At 63.6% G+C, this 24,816-nt stretch carries 25 protein-coding genes; 14 read left to right on the top strand and 11 right to left on the bottom strand.

What is annotated here, in order from left to right; all coding sequences use genetic code 11:
- Nucleotides 1-29: 29 nt before the first annotated feature.
- The 4 genes from AC1DYO_RS18345 to AC1DYO_RS18330 are packed head-to-tail and all read left to right on the top strand — an operon-like array spanning nucleotide 30 to nucleotide 3,884.
- On the top strand, nucleotides 30-1,088 hold the full coding sequence (locus AC1DYO_RS18345) for a hemin-degrading factor (protein ID WP_477265580.1): 1,059 nt from the start codon (nucleotides 30-32) through the stop codon (nucleotides 1,086-1,088).
- Nucleotides 1,089-1,098: 10 nt separating this feature from the next.
- Nucleotides 1,099-1,980 carry a heme/hemin ABC transporter substrate-binding protein gene (locus tag AC1DYO_RS18340; protein ID WP_477265578.1) on the top strand — a complete coding sequence of 294 codons (882 nt, stop codon included), beginning with the start codon at nucleotides 1,099-1,101 and terminating at the stop codon, nucleotides 1,978-1,980.
- 4 nt (nucleotides 1,981-1,984) lie between these two features.
- A complete protein-coding gene (locus tag AC1DYO_RS18335; protein WP_477265576.1) occupies nucleotides 1,985-3,088 on the top strand; it encodes a FecCD family ABC transporter permease in 1,104 nt (367 codons plus the stop codon).
- Between the two features lie 7 nt (nucleotides 3,089-3,095).
- The gene (locus AC1DYO_RS18330; protein ID WP_477265574.1) at nucleotides 3,096-3,884 is read left to right on the top strand and encodes a heme ABC transporter ATP-binding protein; all 789 of its coding nucleotides are present in this window, start codon (nucleotides 3,096-3,098) and stop codon (nucleotides 3,882-3,884) included.
- A 5-nt stretch (nucleotides 3,885-3,889) separates the two neighbouring features.
- On the opposite strand, the gene rirA is transcribed toward AC1DYO_RS18330, so the two are convergent.
- Complete coding sequence (gene rirA, locus AC1DYO_RS18325; RefSeq protein ID WP_477265572.1) at nucleotides 3,890-4,351, bottom strand: iron-responsive transcriptional regulator RirA; 462 nt, start codon at nucleotides 4,349-4,351, stop codon at nucleotides 3,890-3,892.
- Nucleotides 4,352-4,642: 291 nt separating this feature from the next.
- Between rirA and AC1DYO_RS18320 the strand changes: the two genes are divergently transcribed.
- The 3 genes from AC1DYO_RS18320 (at nucleotide 4,643) to AC1DYO_RS18310 (ending at nucleotide 7,149) form a co-directional block, all read left to right on the top strand.
- On the top strand, nucleotides 4,643-5,938 hold the full coding sequence (locus AC1DYO_RS18320) for a DUF445 domain-containing protein (RefSeq protein ID WP_477265570.1): 1,296 nt from the start codon (nucleotides 4,643-4,645) through the stop codon (nucleotides 5,936-5,938).
- A 111-nt stretch (nucleotides 5,939-6,049) separates the two neighbouring features.
- Nucleotides 6,050-6,472 carry a phasin family protein gene (locus AC1DYO_RS18315; RefSeq protein ID WP_477265568.1) on the top strand — a complete coding sequence of 141 codons (423 nt, stop codon included), beginning with the start codon at nucleotides 6,050-6,052 and terminating at the stop codon, nucleotides 6,470-6,472.
- A gap of 179 nt (nucleotides 6,473-6,651) precedes the next feature.
- Nucleotides 6,652-7,149: a MaoC family dehydratase gene (locus AC1DYO_RS18310; protein WP_477265566.1), complete on the top strand. Its 498-nt coding sequence runs from the start codon at nucleotides 6,652-6,654 to the stop codon at nucleotides 7,147-7,149.
- Here the strand turns inward: AC1DYO_RS18310 and AC1DYO_RS18305 are convergent.
- Nucleotides 7,119-8,624, bottom strand: a complete 1,506-nt coding sequence (locus AC1DYO_RS18305) for an MFS transporter (protein WP_477265564.1) — start codon at nucleotides 8,622-8,624, stop codon at nucleotides 7,119-7,121. The genes AC1DYO_RS18310 and AC1DYO_RS18305 overlap by 31 nt on opposite strands.
- A 129-nt stretch (nucleotides 8,625-8,753) precedes the next feature.
- Between AC1DYO_RS18305 and AC1DYO_RS18300 the strand changes: the two genes are divergently transcribed.
- A complete protein-coding gene (locus AC1DYO_RS18300) occupies nucleotides 8,754-9,647 on the top strand; it encodes a LysR family transcriptional regulator (RefSeq protein ID WP_477265562.1) in 894 nt (297 codons plus the stop codon).
- A gap of 4 nt (nucleotides 9,648-9,651) precedes the next feature.
- On the opposite strand, the gene AC1DYO_RS18295 is transcribed toward AC1DYO_RS18300, so the two are convergent.
- Nucleotides 9,652-11,070 (bottom strand): aminotransferase-like domain-containing protein, encoded by a 1,419-nt coding sequence (locus tag AC1DYO_RS18295; RefSeq protein ID WP_477265560.1) that lies wholly within the window; start codon nucleotides 11,068-11,070, stop codon nucleotides 9,652-9,654.
- Nucleotides 11,071-11,176: 106 nt separating this feature from the next.
- Between AC1DYO_RS18295 and AC1DYO_RS18290 the strand changes: the two genes are divergently transcribed.
- Complete coding sequence (locus tag AC1DYO_RS18290) at nucleotides 11,177-12,040, top strand: DMT family transporter (RefSeq protein WP_477265558.1); 864 nt, start codon at nucleotides 11,177-11,179, stop codon at nucleotides 12,038-12,040.
- Nucleotides 12,041-12,067: 27 nt separating this feature from the next.
- On the opposite strand, the gene AC1DYO_RS18285 is transcribed toward AC1DYO_RS18290, so the two are convergent.
- The 3 genes from AC1DYO_RS18285 to AC1DYO_RS18275 are packed head-to-tail and all read right to left on the bottom strand — an operon-like array spanning nucleotide 12,068 to nucleotide 14,498.
- Nucleotides 12,068-13,108, bottom strand: coding sequence for a zinc-dependent alcohol dehydrogenase family protein (locus AC1DYO_RS18285; protein WP_477265556.1), 1,041 nt, complete (start codon nucleotides 13,106-13,108; stop codon nucleotides 12,068-12,070).
- 36 nt (nucleotides 13,109-13,144) lie between these two features.
- Nucleotides 13,145-13,795 (bottom strand): maleylacetoacetate isomerase, encoded by a 651-nt coding sequence (maiA, locus tag AC1DYO_RS18280; protein ID WP_477265554.1) that lies wholly within the window; start codon nucleotides 13,793-13,795, stop codon nucleotides 13,145-13,147.
- A 7-nt stretch (nucleotides 13,796-13,802) separates the two neighbouring features.
- Complete coding sequence (locus tag AC1DYO_RS18275; protein WP_477265552.1) at nucleotides 13,803-14,498, bottom strand: fumarylacetoacetate hydrolase family protein; 696 nt, start codon at nucleotides 14,496-14,498, stop codon at nucleotides 13,803-13,805.
- Nucleotides 14,499-14,676: 178 nt separating this feature from the next.
- Here AC1DYO_RS18275 and AC1DYO_RS18270 point away from each other — a divergent pair, with 178 nt between their 5' ends.
- Entirely contained in the window at nucleotides 14,677-15,360 is a 684-nt protein-coding gene (locus AC1DYO_RS18270) for a response regulator (protein ID WP_477265550.1), read from the top strand.
- Nucleotides 15,361-15,419: 59 nt separating this feature from the next.
- Here AC1DYO_RS18270 and AC1DYO_RS18265 read toward each other — a convergent pair whose 3' ends face one another.
- The 3 genes from AC1DYO_RS18265 to AC1DYO_RS18255 form a co-directional block, all read right to left on the bottom strand.
- Nucleotides 15,420-15,776, bottom strand: a complete 357-nt coding sequence (locus tag AC1DYO_RS18265) for an Imm8 family immunity protein (RefSeq protein WP_477265548.1) — start codon at nucleotides 15,774-15,776, stop codon at nucleotides 15,420-15,422.
- A gap of 87 nt (nucleotides 15,777-15,863) precedes the next feature.
- Nucleotides 15,864-17,207, bottom strand: a complete 1,344-nt coding sequence (locus AC1DYO_RS18260) for an ATP-binding response regulator (protein WP_477265546.1) — start codon at nucleotides 17,205-17,207, stop codon at nucleotides 15,864-15,866.
- Between the two features lie 5 nt (nucleotides 17,208-17,212).
- Complete coding sequence (locus AC1DYO_RS18255) at nucleotides 17,213-18,319, bottom strand: FIST N-terminal domain-containing protein (protein ID WP_477265544.1); 1,107 nt, start codon at nucleotides 18,317-18,319, stop codon at nucleotides 17,213-17,215.
- A 325-nt stretch (nucleotides 18,320-18,644) separates the two neighbouring features.
- On the opposite strand from AC1DYO_RS18255, the gene AC1DYO_RS18250 reads away from it, so the two are divergent.
- The 4 genes from AC1DYO_RS18250 to AC1DYO_RS18235 all read left to right on the top strand — a co-directional run bounded on the left by AC1DYO_RS18250 (nucleotide 18,645) and on the right by AC1DYO_RS18235 (nucleotide 23,738).
- Entirely contained in the window at nucleotides 18,645-19,145 is a 501-nt protein-coding gene (locus AC1DYO_RS18250) for a (2Fe-2S)-binding protein (RefSeq protein WP_181056042.1), read from the top strand.
- 119 nt (nucleotides 19,146-19,264) lie between these two features.
- Nucleotides 19,265-21,616, top strand: coding sequence for a xanthine dehydrogenase family protein molybdopterin-binding subunit (locus AC1DYO_RS18245; protein WP_477265542.1), 2,352 nt, complete (start codon nucleotides 19,265-19,267; stop codon nucleotides 21,614-21,616).
- Nucleotides 21,617-21,628: 12 nt separating this feature from the next.
- Nucleotides 21,629-22,426: an FAD binding domain-containing protein gene (locus AC1DYO_RS18240; protein WP_477265540.1), complete on the top strand. Its 798-nt coding sequence runs from the start codon at nucleotides 21,629-21,631 to the stop codon at nucleotides 22,424-22,426.
- A 289-nt stretch (nucleotides 22,427-22,715) separates the two neighbouring features.
- Nucleotides 22,716-23,738, top strand: a complete 1,023-nt coding sequence (locus AC1DYO_RS18235) for an acyltransferase family protein (RefSeq protein WP_477265538.1) — start codon at nucleotides 22,716-22,718, stop codon at nucleotides 23,736-23,738.
- A 22-nt stretch (nucleotides 23,739-23,760) separates the two neighbouring features.
- Here AC1DYO_RS18235 and AC1DYO_RS18230 read toward each other — a convergent pair whose 3' ends face one another.
- Complete coding sequence (locus tag AC1DYO_RS18230; RefSeq protein ID WP_477265536.1) at nucleotides 23,761-24,243, bottom strand: SRPBCC family protein; 483 nt, start codon at nucleotides 24,241-24,243, stop codon at nucleotides 23,761-23,763.
- Between the two features lie 72 nt (nucleotides 24,244-24,315).
- Nucleotides 24,316-24,810, bottom strand: coding sequence for a GNAT family N-acetyltransferase (locus AC1DYO_RS18225; RefSeq protein WP_477265534.1), 495 nt, complete (start codon nucleotides 24,808-24,810; stop codon nucleotides 24,316-24,318).
- Nucleotides 24,811-24,816 lie beyond the last annotated feature (6 nt).

The raw sequence follows: 24,816 nt of genomic DNA, 5'->3' as shown, positions 1-24,816 counted from the left end.
ACCAGACAAGGCAGACAGGTAAGCAGGACATGGACCAGCGCGTAAAACCCGCCCCGCACGAAATTCGGCGGGCGCGGGCAGACAATCCGAAAGCGCGCGAGCGCGATCTTGCCGCCGAACTCGGTATTTCCGAGGCCGAACTGGTCGCCGCGCATTGCGGCGACGGCGTCGTGCGCGTCGAGCCGCGGGTCAACGATCTTCTGACCGGTCTCGATGCCGTCGGCGAAGTGATGGCGCTGACCCGCAACGAAAGCGCGGTGCACGAGAAGATCGGCGTCTACGACAAGGTCGTGCCCGGCGCACACAATGCCATGGTGCTCGGCGAAAACATCGACTTGCGCATCTTTCCGAAGGCCTGGGCGCATGGCTTTGCCGTGGAGAAGCGCGACGACGGCGATATCCGCCGCAGCCTGCAATTCTTCGACGCGGCGGGCGATGCGGTGCACAAGGTGCATCTGCGGCCGGCGTCCAATCTCTATGCCTACCAGAAGCTGGTGGCGGCCCTCGAATCATCGAACCAGGAGTCGACCGTTTCTGTCGCAGGGGTGGCCGAGGATGACGCGGAGACACCAGGCGTTGCCGCAAACATCGACGATTTGCGCGACCGCTGGAGCCGGCTGACCGATGTGCATCAGTTCTTCGGGATGCTGAAAGCGCTGAAGCTCAGCCGCCGCCAGGCTGTGCGCATGGTCGGCCAGGATTATGCCTGGCTGCTCGACAATGATGCCGTCAGCGCCATGTTCCACCATGCTGCCGCCGACGCCATGCCGATCATGTGTTTTGTCGGAAACCGCGGCTGCATCCAGATCCATTCCGGCCCGGTCAAGTCGATCAAGCCGATGGGCCCTTGGATCAACGTGTTGGACGAGACCTTCCATCTGCATTTGCGCACCGATCACATCCAGGAGGTCTGGGCCGTGCGCAAGCCGACCAAGGACGGTCATGTCACGTCGCTCGAAGCCTATGGCGCCGACGGCAAGATGATCATCCAGTTCTTCGGCAAACGGCATGAAGGCGAGGGCGAGCGCGACGACTGGCGGTTCCTGGCCGAAAACCTGCCGCGCATTCCAAGCCCGACCGCAGCCTGAGGAAACGACGATGATTTCACTGTTCAGGACGCTTGCCGCGGCCATGGGCCTATCGCTGTTTCTTGCCGCGCCGGCGCCGGCCAGCGAAAACGTGGGGGTGTTTGCCGACACGTCGCGGACCGCGGCGATTGGCGGTTCCATCACCGAGATCGTCTACGCGCTCGGCGAGGAAGGCCATCTCGTCGCCCGCGATTCGACCAGCCGCTACCCCGCCGCCGCGGTCGCGCTGCCCGACGTCGGCTATATGCGCCAGCTGTCGCCGGAAGGTGTTTTGTCGGTCAATCCGTCCGGCATTCTGGCCCTGCATGGCAGCGGCCCGAAGGAAGCGGTCGATGTGCTGAAGAAGTCGAGCGTTCCATTCATCGACGTGCCCGAGCACTACAGCCATGACGGCATCCTGGAAAAGATCCGCATCGTCGGCAAGGCGCTCGGCGTCGACGCTAAGGCTGAGAAGCTGGTGGCCGAGACCGATGCCAAGCTGAAGGCGGCCGAGAAGCAGACGGTGTCGATCAAGGAGCGCAAGCGCATCCTGTTCGTGCTGTCGATTCAGGGCGGCAAGATTTTGGCCGCCGGCAGCGACACGGCCGGTGACGGCATCATCAAGCTTGCTGGCGCGGTCAACGCCGTCGAAGGTTTTTCCGGCTACAAGCAGATGTCCGACGAGGCCATCGTCACCGCCAGGCCGGACGTGATCCTGGCGATGAAGAATGCCGGGCCGCCGATCGCGGAGGCCGAGCTGTTCGCCATCCCGTCGATCACCTCGACGCCGGCGGGTGAAGGCCGCAAACTGATCCTGATGGATGGTGGGTATTTGCTTGGCTTCGGGCCGCGCACCGCCAATGCCATCCACGATCTCGCCGTCTCGCTCTATGGCGGTCAGGTCACGGACTGAGCCGATGGTGGATCAGTCGATCGCCGGCGTGGCGGGCAAAGTGGCGACGGCGGTCGACGGCGATCGTTCGGGGCGTGCGCGCCTGGTTATTTTGCTTCTGTGCCTAGTGCTTGCGCTTTCCATGTTCCTGTCGCTGACATCGGGCGCCTCCGATGCATCGGCCGTCGGCGTCATCCGTGACTGGCTGACCGGCGCTGTGCCTGGAGATGCCGCGCTCGGCGCGCGCGACCGGCTGATCGTCTATGACATCCGCATGCCACGCGTGCTGCTCGGCGTGCTGATCGGGGCGGCACTGGCCGTATCCGGCGCGGTCATGCAGGGCCTGTTTCGCAACCCGCTCGCCGATCCCGGCCTGATCGGCGTTTCCGCCGGATCGAGCCTCGGTGCGGTTGCCGTCATCGTGCTCGGCACGACATGGCTGGCGCCGCTGACTTTGGCGCTCGGCAGTTTGGCCTTGCCGCTCGCCGCCTTTTGCGGTGGCCTCGCGGTGACGCTGGTGCTCTACCGCGTCGCCACGCGGCAGGGGCGCACCTCGGTCGCCACCATGCTGCTTGCCGGCATTGCGTTGGCCGCCCTTGCCATGGCGCTGACCGGCATCCTCATCTTCATGGCCGACGACCGGCAGTTGCGCGACCTGACCTTTTGGCAGCTGGGCTCGCTCGGCGGCGCGACCTGGCCGAAGATTGCTTCCGTCGGCCCGATCATCGTGCTGGCGCTGGCGGCGATGCCGTTCCTGGCGCGCGGCCTCAACGCGCTGGCGTTGGGTGAGGCAACGGCCGGCCATCTCGGCATCCCGGTGCAGCGGCTGAAATACACCGCGATCGTCGGCGTCTCGGCGGCGGTAGGCGCTTCGGTCGCGGTCAGCGGCGGCATCGGCTTCGTCGGCATCGTCGTGCCGCATCTGCTGCGGCTGCTGATCGGTCCGGATAATCGCTATCTCTTACCAGCATCGGCGCTGCTCGGCGCCTCGATGCTGCTTCTGGCCGATGCCGTCGCCCGCGTCATCGTGGCGCCAGCCGAACTGCCGATCGGCATCGTCACCGCGATCGCCGGCGCGCCGTTCTTCCTCTGGATCCTGCTGCGCAAGCGCGGCCTAATCGACTTATGAGGCCGTCATGATCGAAGCACGCGATGTCTCGGTGGCGATTAGCGGCAAGCGCATTGTCACCAATGTCGATTTTACCGCGCGCCCGGGCGAGATCGCAGCCATTGTCGGACCCAACGGCTCGGGCAAGACAACTTTCTTGAAGGCATTGTCGGGCGATCTGGTGTTTACCGGAACGGTTGCTGTCAATGGTCGCGACCTCGCAACGATGAAGCCGGTGGAGGCTGCGACAGCGCGTGCCGTGCTGCCGCAGGCGACGACGCTGTCCTTTCCCTTCACTGTGCGCGAAGTGGTCAGGCTCGGCCTTGTCGGCGGCCGTTCCGGCGTTCTGCCGGGTGAAGACGAACGACTGCCGGAACGAGCGCTGGCGCGAGTCGACCTCGACGGCTTTGCCGGCCGCTTCTACCAGGAACTTTCGGGCGGCGAGCAGCAGCGGGTGCAGCTGGCGCGGGCGCTGTGCCAGGTCTGGGCGCCGGTGCTTGACGGCAAGCCGCGTTATCTGTTCCTCGACGAGCCGGTCTCCAGCCTCGACATCAAGCACCAGCTGATCATCATGAACATCGCCCGCGATTTCGCCCGGCGTGGCGGCGGCGTGATCGCCATCCTGCACGACCTCAATCTGACGGCCATGTATTCCGACCGGGTTTTCGTCATGCATCGCGGCCGGCTCGCCGCCAACGGCTCACCGCAAGAGGTGCTGAGCGACGACCTGATCGAGAAGGTCTTTGATTGCCGGCTGCGTGTCGGCGTCTTGCCGGTCGCCAATATGCCGTTCGTGTTGCCGCAGTCTGCCGCTTAGGAAAGTCAGGCGGCCGGGGCGCGCCGCTCCAGCATGTCGATGCCGAGCAGATGGCGCACATTCGGGCGCGCTGCCACCATATCGGCAATCGTGTAGCGGGAGAGCACTGCAAAGAAGGCATTGAGCGCCTCGCGCAGCGCCGAGTTGAGGGCACAGCTGTCGATCAGCGGACATTCGGCGGCGTCGTTCTCGAAGCACTCGGCCATGGCGAAGCTCTCTTCTGTCACCCGCACGACGTCGAACAGGTTGATCTGCTCGGCGGGGCGGCCAAGCCTGACGCCGCCATTGCGGCCGCGCACCGTCTCGACCAGGCCGTGCTCGACCAGTGGCTGCAGGATCTTGAACAGGAAAAGCTCCGACACCGAATAAGCGGCCGCGATCTCCGGGATGCGGCTCAGCCGTTCGGTGTTGGCCGCGCAATACATCAGGATGCGCATGGCGTAGTTGGTTTGACGCGTTAACCGCATTTCATTCCTCACCCAAGTGCTGGCGCGTTGCAACCGCACCAGATTTTAGATTCGTGCTGGCGCGGCTTCTCATCTGGAACTTCGGATTCGCCCGCACTGGCCTGGCCGGAATATGGCCTATACCTTGGAACAATTCCAGACTGGGATTGCATGATAGATGAATATTCTTGTCAACTTTGCGTGCGAAATCGGCAAGTCCCAGGCGAAATCGGCCTATCCGATCATGCCACGGGCCGAAACACTCCCTAAATAGCCCAGACCAGATAGAGATCGACCAGGAGCGCCTCATCCATGTCTCAATCGGTTTCGTCCGTGGCGCCCGCCGCTTTTGACAGCGAGGCGGGTGCCAAGCTTTCGGCGCTGCGGCGGACAAAGTTCTTCGCCACGGCTGCGCTGGTGCTTTGCGTCGTGGTCTTTGCCGTGGCCAAATCGTTCGAGGGCAGCTATCCGTGGCTGGGCTTCGTGGCGGCCTTTGCCGAGGCGGCGACCATAGGCGGGCTGGCCGACTGGTATGCGGTGGTGGCGCTGTTCAAGCGGCCGCTCGGCCTGCCGATCCCCCACACCGCCATCATCCCGGAGAACCAGAACCGCATCGCCGACAATCTCGGCCGCTTCATCGAAGTCAATTTCCTGGCGCCCGAGCCGGTGCGCGAAAAGCTTGCCGAGGTCGATTTTGCAGCGCTGGTCGCCGACTGGCTGGCCGATGCCGAGCGCGCCGCCGGCCTGTCGCGCTTCGTCGTGCGGCTGGTGCCGCAGACGCTTTCGGCAATCGAGCAATCCGGCCTGCGCGGCTTCGTCACCAGCCGCATGCTGGAGCAGATCGACAAGGTGCCGCTGGCGCCGCTGGCGGCCGAACTGCTGTCGGCGCTGACCGACGACCGCCGTCACCAGAAACTGTTCGACGAATTCACCAGGGTGATTGGCCGCTTCCTGAACGACGAAGAGGCGCTGGCGACCATGCGCGAAAAAATCCGCGAGGAATTGCCGTCGCTGTTCAACCTGTTTCGCGCCGACGCGTATCTGTTGAAGAAGATCGTCGCTTCCGCCGGTTCGCTGCTTGATGAGGTCCGTGCCGATCCCGATCACCCGATGCGCGCCGAATTCGACCGTTTCGCGCATAGCTTCATCGAGCGGCTCAGGACCTCGAAGCAATACGCCAAGCGGGCCGAGAAACTGAAGCGCGATTTCCTGGCGCGGCCGGAGGTCAAGGCGCTGGCCGGCGACATGTGGCAGAGCCTCAGCCTGTTCATAGAGCAGGACGCCAAGGCGGAGAATTCGATCGTGCGCGAGCATCTCGCCAACATGTTCGTCGAGGTCGGCCGCCATCTCTACGGCGATCCGCAGATCAGGGCCGACATGAACCAGGGCTTTGTCGTGGCGTTGGCTTCGTTCGTGGACAGCCAGAAGAGCGGTGTGTCGACATTCATCGCCGACCAGGTCAAGCGCTGGGACCTTGCCCAGCTGACCAGGCTGATCGAAATGAACATCGGCAGGGACCTGCAATATATCCGCTTCAACGGCATGATCATCGGCGGCCTTGCCGGCGTCGCGCTCTATGTGGGCGAGCGGCTGTTGCTTACTGGCTGACGCTGCATTCGCCGCCAAATTGCATTGCGCGGGCGAATGGACACGCGGCGCGCGAGTGCTATTGTCCAGCCTAGGGTTCAGCATTTGCGCAAACTGGGGAGCAAGCGACCAATGGCCAAACAACCCGACTCCGATTCGTTCCTGGACATGTTCAGCAAGTTCGGCCGTGACCTGAAGGTGCCGAATGTCGAGGCGATCCTTGCGCACCACCGCAAGAACCTCGAGGCGCTGGAAAAATCGGCGCGGGCAGGGGCTGCCGGCGCGACATCGCTTCTGTCCAGGCAGCGCGAGATGCTGCAGGACACGCTACGTGAAGTCAGCGACATGGCGCAGAGCTACAGGGCGCCGGGCAACCCGCAGGAACTGATGTCCAAGCAGGCCGAGTTCGCCAAGAAATCCTTCGAAGCCGCCCTGAAAAATGCCAGCGAAGTGGCCGAGCTGGTCAAGAAATCCGGCACCGAATCGGTCGAAATCCTGCGCGAGCGCATCAAGGAAGCGATGGAGGAGATCCGCTCCGGCTACGATAAGAAGTGATTCTTGGCGTTGCCTGATCGCGGCCCGCCGCCTCCTGTACAAGCGGGCGGTTTGCGGCGCGTGGCCATGGACGAGGCGTGCCGTTCGGCGGAAAGTGGCGGAACGGAATCGCAACAGGCGAATTGACAGGGGCTGTCGGTTCGTGGTCCGAGGCATTTGGAGCCATCGGGAAAGCAGGAATGACGGAAATACGGCCGAAGACGCCGCCGACCTTTGAGCAGCTGAAGTCGATGGCCGGGCAGGAGCTCGGTGTGTCGGAATGGACGACCGTCGACCAGAACCGCATCAACCAGTTCGCCGAATGCACGGGCGACCATCAGTGGATTCACGTCGATCCGGAGCGCGCGAAGCGGCAGAGCCCGTTTCGCACCACGATCGCGCATGGCTATCTGACGCTGTCGATCATCGGCGCGCTGGCTCTCGATTTGGGTATCGTGCCCGAAAACACCCAAGCTGCCTTCAACTACGGCTTCGACAAGGTGCGTTTCCTGGCGCCGGTCAGGGTGGGCGCACGCATCAGGCTGCGCACCACGCTTTTGTCGGTGGAAGACAAGGGACCGGGCCAGTATCTGATGAAGGCCGCCAACACGGTCGAGATCGAAGGCGAGCAGAGGCCGGCTTTGACCGCCGAAACGCTGGTCATGCTCTATGAGCGCCGCAAGCGGGCAGGGGCGTAAGCCCCCAGCCTCGATCGTGATGGCTGTTGCCGCGACGATGACCGCGCGGCGGCGCGGGCCGAGAGCAATGCCAGCACCAATGCAGCCACTGCCAGAGCCGTCGCCGTCTGAAAGGTGACGTGCATTCCGTGCGCGGCTGCCACTGATGTCAGCACGTCCTGAGTTTCCTGTCCTCCCGCCGAAGCGGCCGCGAAGATGGCACCCATCAGCGATGCTCCGGTGATCAGGCCGAGATTGCGCGACAGATTGAGCAGGCCGGACACGACGCCGCGCTCGGCCGAGGCGACACCGCTCATAACGGCCGCATTGTTGGATGTCTGGAACAGCGCGTAGCCGAAGCAGGTGACGGTGATGGGCACGACATAGCTGGCAATGCCGAGTTTTGTCATGGCGAACGACAGCAGCAAGGTGCCGATGGCGAGGCTGAGCAGGCCGGCAACCATCATCCTGTTGGCGCCGAAGCGATCGGTGAGGCGTCCGGCGATGAGCGCCGAGAGCGCCGAGACCAGCGGACCCGTCGACAGCACCAGGCCGACCATCGCGGCATCGAGCCCGAGCCCGCGCGACAGATAGAACGGCGCGACCACAAGGGTCGCCATCATGACGGTGGCGACGACGAGGCTCATGGCCAGACTGGCGCTGAGCTGGAAGTCGTACAACCGGGCAAGCCGGATCAAGGGATTCTTCGCCTTCGTCTGCGCAATGCCGAACAGAACGACGCCGATGCCGGCGGCGATAAGCAGGCCGATGTTTAGGGTGCCGAAATTGCCCCGACCGAGCGTCATGGCCAGTGCATAGGCCGCGAGCGTCAGAGCGAGCAGCGCGGTGCCCATCGCATCGAAGCTGCCTTGAGCGGCTTCCGTAGACTTGCCGCGGGCAGGCAGGGCCAGCCAGGCAAGCGCGAAGGTCGCGACGCCGAGCGGCACGTTGACGAGGAAGATCGCCCGCCAGCCGATACCGGCGATCAGCAAGCCGCCAAGCGAGGGACCGAGCGTGGTGCCGATTGCCGACATGGCGCCGAGCAGGCCCATGGCGCTGCCGGTTCTCTCCTTGCTCACGGTCTCGGTGACAAAGGCCAGCGTCAGCGCCATCATCAACGCGGCGCCAAGCCCTTGCACGGCGCGCGCCGCGATCAGCAGCCACAGTGTCGGCGCCAGGCCGCAGAGCACCGAAGCCAGCGTGAACAGCGCGATGCCGCCAAGCAGCAACGGCCGGCGGCCGACCATGTCGGCCAGCCGCCCGGCGCTGACGATTAGGGCGGTGATGGCCAGCAGATAGGCGAGAACCACCCATTGCACCGACTGGAACGACGCGCCGAAGGCCTGCATCAGGGAAGGCAGCCCGCCACTGGCAATGCTGGTTCCGAGCGACGACAGCAGCGTGGCGAGCGACAGGCTTGCCAATGCTAACACAACGGGCTGGGCCTGTTGCGACGCTGATGCGCGCTCGTTTCTATTCTGCTCAGCAATTGCCATGGCGATCTCCTTCTTCTTGGTCCGGGAAACGGACCTGTCGGAGATCTAATTTCCAATGTGGCATAACGGAAGGCGCAGCATTTGCATCTTATTCATGCATGGAACGCCATGTCATGATACGATGCGCCGATGACAACGCCCGATCTCAATCTGCTGTACGCGCTCGACGTTCTGCTCGCCGAAGGCAGCGTGGCGCGCGCCGCCAGTCGGCTGCGGCTCAGCCCGTCGGCAATGAGCCGGACACTGGCGCGGCTGCGCGAGGCGACCGGCGATCCGTTGCTGGTTCGTGCCGGCCGTGGCCTGGTTCCGACCCCACGCGCGCAGGAATTGCGGCAGCAGGCTGGCCGCGTCGTCCAGGAGGCGGAGATGTTGCTGCGCCCTGCCAGGCTTCTCGATCTCGCGAAGCTAGATCAGATTTTCACGCTGCGCACCAATGAAGGCTTCGTCGAGGAATTTGGACCGCGTCTCGTCACGCGCACCCAGACCGAGGCACCCGGCGCGCGGCTGCGCTTTGCGCCCAAAGCCGACAGGGATGTCGCCTCGCTGCGCGACGCGGTGGTCGATCTGGAAATTGGCGTCGCCGGCGAAACCGGACCGGAGGTGCGGATCCAGGCGCTGTTTCGCGACCGCTTCGTCGGTGCGGTGCGGGCCGGCCATCCGTTGAGCGAAGGTGCGATGACACCAGAACGCTATGCCGCCGGCCGCCACATCAGTGTTTCCAGGCGCGGTCGCGAAAAGGGGCCGATCGATGAAGCGTTGAGCGGGCTCGGCCTGCAGCGGACTGTCGTGTGCATGGTTTCCGGCTTCTCGGCAGCCCTGGCCATGGCACGTGCGTCGGACCTGATCGCCAGCGTGCCCGAACGGCATACAGAGAGCGCACGCGCCGGCATGGTCAGCTTTCCGCTGCCGGTCGCCACCGTCGAGGTCACCATCTCGATGCTGTGGCATCCACGGCTCGACGCCGATCCGGCGCAACGCTGGCTGCGCGATTGCGTGCGGGAGGTCTGTGCGGCCTCTCGCTGAGCGATCAGCGCGCCATCGCGGTCTCAAGCACCCGGAAAATCCGCTCGTCCTGGCACTGGGCAACGTTGAAGCGCAGGAAGCGGCTGGCGGTTCCCGACAGGCTGAATGCGTTGCCGGGCGCCAGCACGATGTTGTCGGCCAGTGCGCGGCGGGCGATTTCGGCCGCATCCACGCCATCGGGCAGACTGCACCACAAAAACAGGCCGGCGGGCTGGTCGATCCATGGGGTGATGCCGATTGCCTTCAGGCGGGCGCTCGTCTCGCCCATGGCGCGGGAAAGGCGCGCCCGCAGCAGGTCCATATGCTTGCGGTAGCTGCCGTCCTTGAGCAGCGCAAGCACCAGTTCGGCCGCCAGCCGGCCGCCGCCGAAGGTGGTGGCGATCTTGAGGTCGGTGAGCTGCTCGATCCAGTCGCGCGGTGCTGCGATGAAGCCGCAGCGCACCGAGGCCGACAGCGTCTTGGAGAAGCTGCCGATATGGACGACGCGGTTGAGGCCATCGAATGCCGCCAGCCGGGGGGCGGGACTGTGCTCGAAATCGGCGAAGATGTCGTCCTCGACGATGGTCAGGTCCGACTGATCGGCGAGTTTCAGCAGACGGTGGGCGGTGACCGGCGACAGGATCGCGCCGGTCGGATTGTGGATGGCGGAATTGGTGATGTAGAGGCGCGGCTTGTGCTCGGTCAGCGCCTGCGCGAACAGCTCGATATCCGGCCCCGATGGCGTGTAGGGCACGCTGACGACCTTGGCGCGGTGGGCGCGCAGCAGTGCGTGAAAATTGAAATAGCAGGGGTCGTCGACCAGCACGGTATCGCCTGGTTCGATGAGGAACCGGCACAGGAGATCGATGGCCTGCGTGCCGGATTCCGTCAGCATGATCTGTTCGGGCGAAACTTCGATGCCGTGCCCTTCCATTCGCCGCGCCAGCAATTGCCGCAGCGGCGGCAGGCCGAGCGGCGTGCCGTAATCGGCGAGGTCGACATCGTCGGCGCGCGCCACCGTGCGCAGCGCCCGGCGCAAGGCGGCCTGCGGCATCCACGATGCCGGCATCCAGCCGCAGCCGGGTTTGAGCATTTCGCCGCCGGCTTCCAGCGATTGGCGCGACACCCAGAGCGGATCGATGGCGCGGTCGAGCCGGGGTCCGATCTCCGCCAGCGACAATGGCGCCAGCGATCCGGCGGCATAAAAACCCGAGCCCGGCCGGGAGCGGATCGCGCCTTCGGCGGCGAGACGCTCATAGGCCTCGACCACGGTGGATTTGGACACCTGCATGGCCTTGGCAAAGGCGCGGATCGAGGGCAGTCGTGCCCCCGGCGTCAGGCTGCGCGCAGCTATCCGCTGGCGGATGGTCGCCATGACAGTCTCGACTAAGGTGGTCGCGACAAGGGCGTGTGCGCCGTCGGTTTTCAAAGCGAGTTCCGTCATCCGTACTGCTCGATTGGCCATTACAGTTTCATAGAATTGTACCGCATTGTCTCTGGCAGTTCCATACCCCCTGGCCCGATAAAGGGCGAAAGCAATGGAGCCTGGAATGGACAAGACCGCGAGCGGCTGGGTGAACGGATTCGTCGGCGTGTTGATCTTCAGCGGTTCGCTGCCGGCGACGCGTGTGGCGGTGGCGGATTTCGATCCGACCTTCCTGACCTCGGCCCGCGCCGCGATTGCCGGCCTGCTCGGCCTCGCAATGCTCGTCCTGTTCCGGCAGAAGCGCCCGGAGTGGAGCGATTTCCTGTCGCTGGTGATCGTGGCCCTTGGCGTGGTTGTCGGCTTTCCCCTGCTCACCGCACTGGCGCTGAAGCACGTCACCTCCGCCCATTCCATCATCTTCGTCGGCCTGCTGCCGCTGGCCACCGCAATCTTCGGCGTGCTGCGCGGCGGTGAGCGTCCGCGCCCGGCCTTCTGGCTGTTTTCCTGCATTGGCAGCGCGCTGGTCGCGGGCTTTGCCCTGATGCAAGGTGTGACGGCGTCGCCGGTCGGCGATGGCCTGATGCTGGCCGCCATCATCGTCTGCGGGCTGGGCTATGCCGAGGGGGCCGCGCTGTCGCGCAGGCTGGGCGGCTGGCAGGTGATCTGCTGGGCGCTGACGCTGTCTCTGCCGATCATGCTGGTGCTGACTTTTGTGACGCTGCCGCCATCCTTTGCCGCCGTCGGCTCCCACGCCTGGATCGGTCTCGCCTATGTCTCGCTGTTCAGCATGCTGATCGGCTTCATCTTCTGGTATCGCGGCCTGGCGCAAGGCGGCATCGCCGCCGTCGGACAGCTGCAGTTGCTGCAGCCCTTCTTCGGCCTGGCGCTGGCGGCGACGCTGCTGCACGAGCAGGTCAGCCCGCTGATGGTGGTCGTCACGCTCGGCGTGGTGGCCTGCGTGTTCGGGGCGAAGAAGTTTGCGCGCTAGTTTTGGTGGCGGAGGGCGACTCCGCACCTAAAACTTCGTCACCACGCCAATGCCAATCCCCTCGAAACCGCCCATCGCCATCAAGGCTGCGGGCGCCTCATCGAGGCTGATCTTCTTGCCGACCAGCAGCTCTGGTTTGAGCTTGCCGGTGCGGATCATCTCCATCATCGCGGGATAGCGGTAGGCCTGCATGCCGTGGCTGCCGAGGATTTCGAGTTCGAAGGCGATCACCTTGTCCATTGGGATCTGTGGGCGGGCATGTTCGCCCAGCATCAGGCCGACCTGAACGTGGCGACCGCGCCGGCGCAAATTGGCGATCGAATTGAACGATGTCGTGGGATGGCCGAGCGCGTCCATCGACATATGGACGCCGCCATTGGTGATCTGCTTGACCGCTTTGACGACGTTTGGCGTGGTGGCGGCGTTGATGGTCGCCACCGCGCCGATCTTCTTGGCGAAGTCCAGCTTCTCCTCAGTGAGATCGATGGCAATGACATTGGCGCCCATGGAACTGGCGATCATGATCGCCGACAGGCCGACGCCGCCGCAGCCATGCACCGCCACCCATTCGCCGGGCTTCACCCGGCCCTGGTCGACAATGGCGCGAAACGAGGTCACGAAGCGGCAGCCGAGGCTGGCGGCGGTGGCGAATTCCATCTCGTCGGGCAGGCGCACGAGATTGGTGTCGGCATGCTCGATGGCGACATATTCGGCAAACGAGCCCCAGGCGGTGAAGCCCGGCTGCGTCTGGTGCTCGCAGACCTGTTGGTTGCCGGAGGTGCATTCGAAACAGCGGCCGCAGCCGACGCAGAACGGCACGGTGACGCGTTCGCCGGCCTTCCAGCGGGTGACCTGCTTGCCAGCGGCGACGACGATGCCGGCCAGCTCGTGACCCGGCACATGCGGCAGCGTGATGCCGTCATCATGACCCATCCAGCCATGCCAGTCGCTGCGGCAGAGCCCTGTCGCCTCGACCTTGATGACGACACCATCGGCGGCCGGTTTCGGATCCGGCACGGTCTGGATTCTCGGCGCCTCGCCGAATTTTTCGAAGACGACGGCTTTCATCGGCAAGTCTCCATGCTCTGCTCCGGCAGTGTGCGCCTATTCCGCATCTATCTGATTCTCCGGCGCCGCCCTCTGGAAGGCCGATAGCGCCATGCAGGCGGCGTGGATGCGCGATATCTCGGGGTAGGGCGTCAGGTCGACGCCGAAGCGGGCGTTGCTGGCGATCTGGGCGACCAGGCAGATGTCGGCCAAGCCGGGCCTATCGCCGTGGCAGAATGTGCCGGTCTCGGCTGACGAAGCCAGAATCTTTTCAAGCGGCTGAAAACCTTCGTTCACCCAGTGGCGGAACCAGTTGACGACATCCTGGTCGCCAGCGCCGAACAGAGTGCGCAGCGAGGTCAGCACGCGCAGATTGTTCACCGGATGGATGTCGCAGGCGATCATCTGCGCCAGCATTCGCACCCGGGCACGGCCGAGCGCGTCCTTCGGCAGCAACGGCGGTTCGGGATGGGTCTCGTCGAGATATTCGATGATCGCCAGCGACTGCGTCAAAAGCGTGCCGTCGCTCAGAATCAGCGCCGGCACCAGCGCTTGCGGATTGACCGCGCGGTAGGCTGGCTCCAGATGGTCGCCATGACGCAGATGATGCGGCACGTACTCGTAGGTCAGCCCCTTCATCTCCAGCGCGATGCGTGCGCGGTAGGAGGTGGACGAGCGGTAGTAGTTATGGAGGACGAGGTCGCTCATCACGTCCTCAACTGGGTTGACCGACGGTCAGTTCGATCGTGCCGATGCCGTCGACGCCGCCGGTCATCGTCTGGCCGGACGCCACCGCGCCGACGCCGGCCGGCGTGCCGGTAAAGATCAGGTCGCCCGGTTGTAGTGCAACCGACTCGCTGCAGATCGAAACGATATCGGCGATCGGCCAGATCAGCTCGGCGAGATCGCCATCCTGTTTCACCGTGCCGTCGACGGCGAGCCAGATGCGGCCCTTTTGCGGGTGGCCGGATTTTGCGGCAGGGACCAGAGGGCCGCAGGGCGCCGAGCGGTCGAAGGCTTTCGACCAGTCCCAGGGCCGCGCCGCTTTCTTGGCCTCGTCCTGCAGGTCGCGGCGAGTGAGGTCGATGCCGACGCCGTAGCCCCAGACATGGTCGAGCGCCTGCGCGCGCGGAATGCGGAAGCCGCCCTTGCCGATCGCCGCGACCAGTTCGATCTCGTGGTGCAGGTTCTTGGTCAGCGGCGGGTAGGGGATGGCAACGCCAGAATCGACCACCGCATCGGCCGGCTTGGTGAAGAAGAAGGGCGGGTCGCGCTCGTCATTGCCGAGTTCGCGGGCGTGGGCGGCATAGTTGCGGCCGACACAGAAGATGCGGCGCACCGCAAAACGCTCGGCCGAGCCGGCGACGGCCACCGACGGGGTTGCGGGCAAGGGGAGGACGAATTCAGTCATGCGCGGTCTTTCTGCTTCAGCTGCCGGCACATTTGACCGATTTGAACCGCCGGGCAAGGCATGAGCGTTCGCAAAAGCGCCGGCTCGGCCTCCGACTTAAGATGGCGATAGACTATTTGCCAATAAGCTGGCCATACCAGCGGGAGTATCGTGCCCAGGGAGGACTGAAACGAACCCCATGACCGCAATCAACGATCGCGCCCGATTCCTGATCATCGACGACCACCCGCTGTTTCGCGAGGCGCTGCACAGCGCCGTGCAAATGGCTTACCCGGAAGTCGACACGGTGGAGGCGCGCTCGATCGCCGAAGCGCTTGATCTTCTCGCCGGGATAAGGCCGTTCGATCTGGCGCTGCTCGATCTCAACATGCCCGATGTCCATGGCTTTGATGGGCTGCTGCAGCTCAGGACCCGCCATCCGCGCCTGCCGGTGGTCGTCGTCTCCGGCTATGAGGAGCCAAGGATCATCTCCGAGGCGCTGTCCTATGGTGCTGCCGGCTTCATTCCGAAATCGGCGCGCAAGAGCGATCTCGCCGCCGCCATCCGCTCGGTGATGGAGGGTGCGATCTACGTACCGGAAACCTATGAGGGTCAGCCGCCCGACGCCGACAGCGCAGACCGCGCCGACATGGTGCAGCGGCTGGCGAAACTGACGCCGCAGCAGCTGCGCGTGCTGCAGATGCTACGCCAGGGCCTGCTCAACAAACAGATCGCCTACGAGCTGCAGGTCGGCGAGACCACGGTGAAGGCGCATGTCTCGGAAATCCTGCGCAAGCTCAACGTCTACAGCCGCACGCAAGCGGTGATCGAGGTATCGAAGCTGGACAATGCGGAGCTGTTTCGGGATCAGGCTGGGTTTTGAGTGCCACCTAGAAAATGCGCTGTCACCTTAGTTCGAAATTCTTACATCGAATGGCTAATTTACATCCCTTCGAAATCCCATTCCATGATCTTTGAGAGCTCATGAATACTCTCTCGAAAGTCCATTCTGTCGCAGCTAAATATCTTTTGATGGATATCCGATTTTATTAAAACAGGTGCGAATTCTTTGTATTTGAATACCTTTCCGCCATACGGCACGATGGTGGAGTCGTCGATTAGCTTTTTTACTAGACTCCCAGTTATGATTGCAGAATCAAAAACCTCTTCAAAATTGTTTTCCTCAAATCCGATGGTAACTCTAATATTAATATAAATATTAGACTGAATAGGTAAATCCCAAAGGTCTAATATTTTTCCTTCAACTAAAAGATCCCGGCTGTAGATATGCTTGATCACTATCATTGCGCTACCTGCATATGAACTATGGCAACAGTGCACTTTCTCCTCAGCTACCTGCCTCGGCTGCCAGATTTCTCGATTGGGCTAAGCCAGCAAGTGCGCCAGCAGCGCCCTTAGCTGCGCCGGTTTCAGCGGCTTGCGCATCAGTTCGATGCCGGCCGCACGAGCGGCCTTCACCACCGCTTCGGAACTGTCGGCGGTGACGATCAGCGCCGGCACGGCGCGGCCGAGATAGTCGCGGACTTCGGCGATGGTGGCAGTGCCGAGGTCGCCGTCGTCGAGATGCTGGTCGGCAATGACGATGTCGGGCACCCAGTCGGTATCGCCGAGCAGGCTGATTGCATCCTCGGTCGAGGTCGCGGCGCGCACCAGGCACTGCCAGCGCTCGAGCAGGAAAGTCATCGCCTGCAGCACGTCGGCGTCGTTTTCGACCAGCAGCACCTTGGTGCCGAACAGGCCATAGCCGCGCGGGCGCTCCATCTCGGCAAGGCTGGCGATGGCGTCGGCGCTGGCGCCGATGCCGACCGGCACATCGATGTGGAAGATGGTCCCACGTCCGACTTTCGAGGAGAAGGTCACGGGATGGCCGAGCGCGGCCGCCATGCGGCGCACAATGGCAAGGCCCAGCCCCAGCCCGCCGCCGGAGATCCCGGTATCGGCCGGAATGGCGGCGCCGCGATGGAACTCCTCGAACACCGCCTCACGCTGATCCTCGGGAATGCCGCAGCCGGTGTCGGCGACATCGATACGGATGGTGTCGCCGCGATGCCTGGTGCCGACCAGCACGCCGCCGGAGCGGGTATAGCGCAGCGCATTGGACAGGATGTTCTGCAGGATGCGGCGCAACAGCGTGCGGTCCGAACGCACCACCGCGCTTACCGGGCGGAATTTCAGCGCCAGGCCCTTCATTTCGGCCACCGGCAGGAAATCCGAGCGCAGCGAGGAAAACAGCGTCTCCAGATTGACGTCGCCGATGTCGGGCTGGACCACGCCGGCATCGAGCTTGGAAATGTCGAGCAGCGTGCGCAACAGGTCTTCCATCGTCTCCAGCGAGCGCTCGACCTGGCGGACGAGCTTCTTGCCCTCGTCGCTGGTCTGCACTTCGGCCAGCGCCGATACTGACAGGTGGGCGGCGTTCAGCGGCTGCAGAACGTCATGGCTGGCGGCGGCCAGGAACCGGGTCTTGGACAGGTTCGCCAGTTCGGCGTTTTCCTTGGCGGCGCTGAGGTCGATGTTCGACTGCTCCAGCCGGCGCAAGGTCGAGTGCAGTTCCTCGGTGCGGACGCGCACCCGATTTTCGAGCGAAATCGCGGTCTGGAACAGCGAGAAGGCGTTGCCCTGCTGGTCCATCGAGCGCTCGACGCGGCTGACCAAAGCGGCGTTGATCTTCTTCAGCCTGTCGATGTCGTCGATATCCCTGAGCGGCATGGAACCTATTCCGCCGCCTGTCGGTCGCCAAAGGCGATGCCGGTGAAAGTCTGGTTGAGGTGCATCGAGCGGTACTGCTCGCCATAGGTGCCGAAGCCTATGACGTTGTTGACCCGGTAGAGCTCCGAAATGTCGCGGAACACCTGGCGGTTGCGGGCATCGAGCCTGCGCAGCACGCAATCGAAGCCGAGGATCATGTCGATGCCGCCGAGCCGCTCCTCGACGTCGCGCAGTGCGGCGCGCGTCGATTCCACCATATCCTTGGGCTGGGCGATGGACAGCACGACGCCATCGTCTATGGCGCAGAAGAACGACAGCGAGCCGTCGGGATGCATCTTCTGGATCGAGCGGCAGTAATATTCGCCGCCCACCTTCACCACCACCGGATGCGAAGCGAAGCTCATTGGCGTCAGGTTCTGCGCAACGATGCCGACCGAGGCTGCATATTCCTCAGCTGCATTGGTGGCGTTGAATTCGCGCACAGTGCGGTGATCGGGATCGGATGCCGTCACCACCAGCTTCTCGTCGGTGGGGACGAAATTGTCGGTCTTGAAGACGTGGAAGGGAATTTCGGTCGATATCAGTACGATGATGGCGCTGTCGGAAGCCACCTTGCCGTTCGAGATCAGCCTGGTGGTTTCGAATTTCAGATCATCGCCCGCCGAGCCGCCGAGCAGCGGGATATCGTCCAGCCCCCAATGGATGGCCGAGGTCACCGCTTCCTCGGCAAAGGACAGGCCGTCGATGAAGCAGAGCGCGAAGGTGCTTTTGGTATGGCAACTGCCGGTGCGCCCGCGCAGCAATCGCCGCAAGGCTTCGACCTCGTCGGTGATCCTGTCCATGCCCGACGAAGAGAGATTGTCGACCATGGTGCTGACCGCCGAAAACGACGCGGAGGGAAGCAGAAGAGCCAGTACATGGCCGTCCTCGAGGCCCTGCGGCGTGATCTCGCCGGCGGTCGAGCAGGCGGCGTAGGCCAGCGCCGGCGCATGGGCCTTCAGCGCTTGCGACAGGGCGGTGGCATCGACCAGGCTCTGCGAGAAGAACAGCAGCGCAAAGCCGGCGTCGATGGCAGCGGCCTCAGTGGCGACCGCCCGGGCGAATGCATCCATGTCAGGCTCGTCGGTGGTTAGTGCCGACAGACCGGATGCATAGCTCGTCCGTGAACTGGCCAGCAGCTTTCTCCGCATTCCTCCGACGCATTTTTGTGCGCGCCTGTTTTTATGTCTTTTGGCGCCAGCGTCGATGACATTGTTGCCTTCAATCCGCACTTTGGCAATGGGGCGGTCGGGCCGATGATTTTCGGTTTCTCCATGACCGAAAGTACAATGAGCACCGTGTGTTTTTTGCGCGTTGTGCGGTGTACGAATAGCGCGTGGCCGAGCGCCAACGCCGCATCGGCAGCATGATTACCGAGGTTATACCCAGGGAGGATGCATGTCGGACGTTTCGTTTGTCGTGAACGGAAAACGGGTCAGTGGCGCTGTCGAGGACCGAACGCTTCTGGTTCATTTCCTGCGCGAAAATCTTGGTCTCACCGGAACGCATGTCGGTTGCGACACCTCGCAATGCGGCGCCTGCGTCGTGCACGTCGACGGCAGGGCGGTGAAGTCCTGTTCGATGCTGGCCGTGCAGGCTTCCGGATCGACCGTGGTGACGATCGAGGGGCTCGCCAACGGCGCCGATCTGCATCCGGTGCAGGCTGCGTTCAAGGAACATCACGGGCTGCAATGCGGCTTCTGCACGCCGGGCATGATCATGACGGCGACCGATATGATCGCGCGCCACCCGGAAGGCCTCGACGAGGCGACGGTTCGCGCCGAACTCGAAGGCAACATCTGCCGCTGCACCGGCTACCACAACATCGTCAAGGCGATCCTCGCCGCATCGAAGACGATGGCGAAGGTGTCGAAGGGCAAGGTGAAACAAGCAGCGTGAACAAGGCAGTAGGGAGTAGGCAATAGGGAGTAGGGCAAGCGGCCCACACGGATCCGAGAGCCCCTTTCCCCTACTGCTTAATCCCTACTGACTACTCCCTAAATTCCGGAGGAATTCCTATGGGCATTGAAGGTGTTGGCGCTCGGGTCGTGCGCAAGGAAGACAAAAGGTTCATCACCGGCGCCGGCCGTTATGTCGACGACATGGTGGTTCCCGGCATGAAGCATGCCGCTTTCGTGCGTAGCCCGCACGCGCATGCGCAGATCAAGAAGATCGACGTCAAGAAGGCGCAAGCCATGCCCGGCGTCATCGGCGTCTTGACCGGCAAGGAACTCAAGGCCGACGGCATCGGCAATCTGATCTGCGGCTGGATGATCCATTCCAAGGACGGCTCGCCGATGAAGATGGGGGCCTGGTCGCCGCTCGCCGTTGACAAGGTACGCTATGTCGGCGACGCCATCGTCATCGTCGTGGCCGAAACCAAGGGCCAGGCGCGCGACGCGGCGGAAGCGGTCGAGATCACCTACAAGGAATTGAAGGCGGTGGTCGATGCCACCAAGGCGCTGCAAAAAGGTGCGCCGCAGGTCCATGCCGAGGCCGAGGACAATCTGATCTTCGACTGGGAGATCGGCGACGCCAAGGCGACCGACGCGGCGATCAAGGCGGCTGCCCACGTCACGCGCATGAAGATCGTCAACAACCGGCTGGTTCCCAACGCCATGGAGCCGCGCGCGGCGCTTGGCCATTACGACAAGGCCGAAGACCATTACACCTGCTGGACGACCTCGCAGAACCCGCATGTGGCGCGGCTGGTGATGAGCGCCTTCTACAATGTCGCGCCGGAAAACAAACTGCGGGTCATCGCGCCCGATGTCGGCGGCGGCTTCGGCTCAAAAATCTACATCTACCCCGAAGAAATCGTCTGCCTGTGGGCGTCGAAGAAAACCGGCGTGCCGGTCAAATGGGTCGCCGACCGCACCGAAAGCTTCCTCACCGACGCGCATGGCCGCGACCATGTCTCGACGGTCGAAATGGCGTTCGACAAGAACAACAAGATCACCGGCTTCAAGGTCGACACCATCGCCAATCTCGGCGCCTACATGTCGCTGTTCTCGTCCTGCGTGCCGACCTATCTCTACGCCACACTGCTGTCGGGCCAGTACAATATCCCGACGATCCACGCCAATGTGCGCACCGTCTACACCAACACCGCGCCGGTCGATGCCTATCGCGGGGCAGGGCGGCCGGAAGCGACCTATCTGCTGGAGCGCACCATGGAGACGGCCGCACGCGAACTCGGCGTGTCGCCGGCGGAGCTTCGGCGCACCAACTTCATCACCACCTTCCCGCACCAGACGCCGGTGATCATGAATTATGACGCCGGCGACTATGGCGCTTCGCTCGACGCAGCGACACAGGCGTCCGACTATACCGGCTTTGCCAAACGCAAGGCTGCCGCCGCCAAGGCGGGCAAGCTGCGCGGCATCGGCATGAGCTGCTATATCGAGGCCTGCGGCATTGCACCGTCGGCGGCGGTCGGCTCGCTCGGCGCCGGCGTCGGCCTGTGGGAATCGGCCGAAGTGCGGGTTAACGCGGTTGGCACCATCGAAGTGCTGACCGGCTCGCACAGCCATGGCCAGGGCCATGAGACGACCTTCGCGCAGCTGGTCAACCAGCGTTTTGGCGTGCCGATCGACTCGGTGTCGATCGTGCATGGTGACACCGACAAGGTGCAGATGGGCATGGGCACTTATGGCTCGCGCTCGGGCGCCGTTGGCATGTCGGCCATCGCAAAGGCACTCGACAAGGTCGAGGCCAAGGCGAAGAAGATCGCCGCCCATCTGCTCGAGGCCGATGAGGGCGACATCGTCATCGAGAATGGCGAGGTCAAGGTTGCTGGCACCGACAAGAGCCTGCCCTGGTTCCAGGTGGCGCTTGCCGCCTACACCGCCCACAATCTGCCAGCCGGCATGGAACCCGGCTTGAAGGAAACCGCCTTCTACGATCCGGCGAACTTCACTTTCCCGGCGGGCTGCTACATCTGCGAGGTCGAGATCGATCCGGAAACCGGCACGACCGAGATCGTCCAGTTCGTCGCGGYGGACGAYTTCGGCAACATCRTCAATCCGATGATCGTCGAGGGCCAGGTGCATGGGGGTATCGCCCAGGGCATTGGCCAGGCGCTGCTGGAAGGCGCCCACTATGACGCCAGCGGGCAATTGCTGACGGCGAGCTACATGGACTACACCATGCCGCGCGCCGACGACCTGCCGTCGTTCAAGGTCTCGACCTCGAACACGCCGTGTCCGAGCAATCCGCTTGGCATCAAGGGCTGCGGCGAAGCCGGCGCCATCGGTTCGCCGCCCGCGGTCATCAACGCCATCACCGACGCTTTGGGGATTACCGAAATCGCCATGCCGGCCTCGCCATCCACCGTGTGGGCGGCAATCCGCGCGACGAAGAAGCACTGAGGAGGAACGAAGATGTATTCGGTCAATTACCACCGCGCCGCCTCGGTCGCTGACGCCGCCAAGCTGGTGAAAAGCGGCGACGCCAAGCTTTTGTCGGGCGGCATGACGCTGATCCCAGCGATGAAGACACGGCTTGCCGCGCCCTCCGACCTGGTCGACCTGTCGCGGATCAAGGACCTGCAAGGCGTCAAGGTGTCGGGAAAGACCGTCACCATCGGTGCCGCCACCACCCATTACGACGTCGCCAATGATGAGAAGCTGAGGAAGGCCTGTCCGGCGCTGGCGCATTTGGCGTCGCTGATCGGCGATCCGGCCGTGCGCCACAAGGGCACGATCGGCGGCTCCGTCGCCAACAACGATCCGGCCGCCGACTATCCGGCGGCGCTGTTGGCCCTTGGCGCCGCCATCATCACCAACAAGCGCGAGATTTCAGCCGCGAAATTCTTCACCGGCCTGTTCGAGACGGCGCTCAAGGACGGTGAGATCGTCACCGCGGTGAGTTTCACCGCGCCTGCGAAGGCGGCCTATGAAAAGTTCCGCAACCCGGCCTCGCGCTACGCGATCGTCGGCGTGTTCGTGGCCAAGGGCAAGGACGGGGTCAGCGTTGCCGTCACCGGCGCCGGCGATGACGGTGTGTTCCGCTCGAAGGAGATCGAGGCGGCACTGGCCAGGAACTTTGCCGCATCGGCGCTCGACGGCGTGAAAGTGCCGGCGAAGAATTTGATGACCGACCTCCACGCTTCGGCCGAATACCGCGCCAACCTGATTGTGGTGATGGCAAAACGCGCTGTGGCCGCGGCCAATGCCTGACACTGCCAACTACTGACAAGGAAAGGGGCCGTTGCGGCCCCTTTTTCGTGGAAGGTGGGCTGTACCTGCCCAGTTCTTCCCAGTGCGCCGCCGCGCGCGTATCCGTCGCTTCCGGTAATTCCCGTGCAAGAACAGACGCATACTTCCCAGGGACTGCCCCGGCGCCATTCTCGCACTTGCACAAAGCGATATTGCACTGCAATATGCTGGTGACCAGCGCGAGCTGGGTTCGGGGCGTTGCAAGCGGCCTGCGACCCTTTTCGTAGATTTCAATGCGAAGGGAGCCGGGATGACCGACATCTCCGCGACGCATGTCGTGCCGTCCAGATCCGTCACCGACAAAGCAGCCAGAGCAAGATTGGCCTATCTCGATGGCTGGCGCGGGCTGTCGATCGCGCTGGTGCTGATCGGGCATTTTTTCCCCGTTCCCGGGATCAATCTCGGCGTGCTCGGCGTCGAGTTTTTCTTCGTGCTCAGCGGCCGACTGATGGGCGAGATCCTGTTCATCGAACGTTTTCCGTTGAAAAAGTTCTTCAAGCGCCGCTTCTCGCGCATCTACCCGGCGCTGCTGGTGTTCGTGATCGCCGCCATGGTCGGGCTTTCCGGAACCTACATCGCCTTCAAATGGAAGGCGGCGCTGACGGCGCTGACCTTCACCTACAACTACGCCGGCATTCTCATTACCCGCGCCGGCGCGCTCGACCATATATGGTCGCTGTGCGTGGAAGAGCATGCCTACATCATCCTGGCGCTGATCAGCGTGGTGGTGACCGGGCGGGGCAATGTCGTGCGGTTGCTGGTGACGCTGTCGCTGCTGGCGATGGCCAACGGCGCCATTTCATACTGGGTGTACGGCATGGACTATGAGCACAGCTATTGGCGCACCGACGTGCATATCGCCTCGATCTTGCTGTCGGCTTCGATCTGCCTGCTCAAGCATGATGACCGGCTGCGGTCCCTGCTGAAAGGGCCCTATGTCAGCCTGGTGTCGGCGGCCGCGGCTATCCTCCTGTTCCTCGATCCGGTGCCTACGCCGATCCACTATCTCTTCGCGGTGCCGTTGCTGGCCCTTGCCGTCAATACGCTGGATAGCAGCAGCTGGCATCTGAGCGGCCTGCTGTCGTCGAGGCCGATGGTGATGATCGGCCTGTGGTCGTACTCGCTCTATCTCTGGCAGCAGCCCTTCTACAAATTCGTCGCCGAGCAGGGCAGCGCGCCGATCCCGATGCTGGCGGCAGTCTTCGCCTGCGCATTGTGCAGCTACTATCTGGTCGAGAAGCCGGCGCGGGCCTGGCTGAACCGCAATTGGTGAGTTCTGCGGCGCCGAGGCGGCATCAGGCCGCCTTCTTCTGCGCCGCGAGATAGCGGCGCAGGCCGGCTTCGCCGCGCGGGGTGGTCCAGCGATGGTTCCAGGCAAAGGCCGGGCGCAGCAGCGGCGCCAGGAATTTGAGGATCGGCCGCTCGACTGTCACCTGCCAGACAAGGTCGACGTGGGTGCCGGTTCCCGAAGGTGACAGCTCCGCCCGCCACAGGCCGTCGAAATCGCCGAAGGTCTTCACCACCACTAGGCGGCCGGGCTCGAGCTCAGCGGCTTCGACGATGAAGTTCAATTCATAGGGCAGGGCGCCGCGCGCCCGGGCTTTGGCCCGCGAGCCGACGACGCCCTTGCCTTTGCGGTCGAGCGGCACGACCTCCTTGTAGACGTCGCCCCACCACAGCGGCAGCAATTCGGCGTCAGAGAGCACGTCCCAGACATCTTGCGGCGTCGCCTCGGGGATGTCCCAGCTTTCATCGAAGCGGAAGACGTTGCTCGGCATGGTGTTTCGCCCCAACTGGCGGAGAGCGATTACACTAGCCTTGGCTTCTTTATGGCGCCAGTGGCGCCCGCGTCAGCCGGCGATCTGCCTGAGGTAGTAGCGCACCGCCTTCTTGCCGCCATGGATCACAGCGTCGCCGACCTCGGTGAAGCCGAGCGCGGCGTGGAAGGCGTCCGAGGCCGGATTGGGCGGTTCGGCATTGACCTCGCAGGTGACGATGCTGTGGCCCGCGCGGGCGGCTTCTGCGAACAGATCCTCATAAAGGCGGCGGGCAAGGCCGCGGCCGCGTGCCTCAGCGGCAACGACGACACGGTCGACATAGACGAAACGTGGATAGCGCTCACGGAACCAGAGGAAATTCGGACTGTCGTAGCGGGCATCCTGGTCGAAGGTCATGATGAAGGCTTCGAGGGAACCGATGCGCCTGATGTAAAACGCTTCGCCAAGCAGGAAGGATAGCCGTTCCGGCTCAAGCCATGACAGTTCGGCGGCGTGCTCGTTGTTGAGCGCGAGGATGGCGGCTTCATCGGGTGCCGAGACGCGGCTGATCGGCGAGGGCGCAGTCATGGCTTT

The organism is Mesorhizobium sp. P2_F5 (assembly GCF_056403715.1).
Note: the sequence above shows the minus strand (reverse complement) of the source record. Positions and strands in the feature narration are given on the sequence as shown.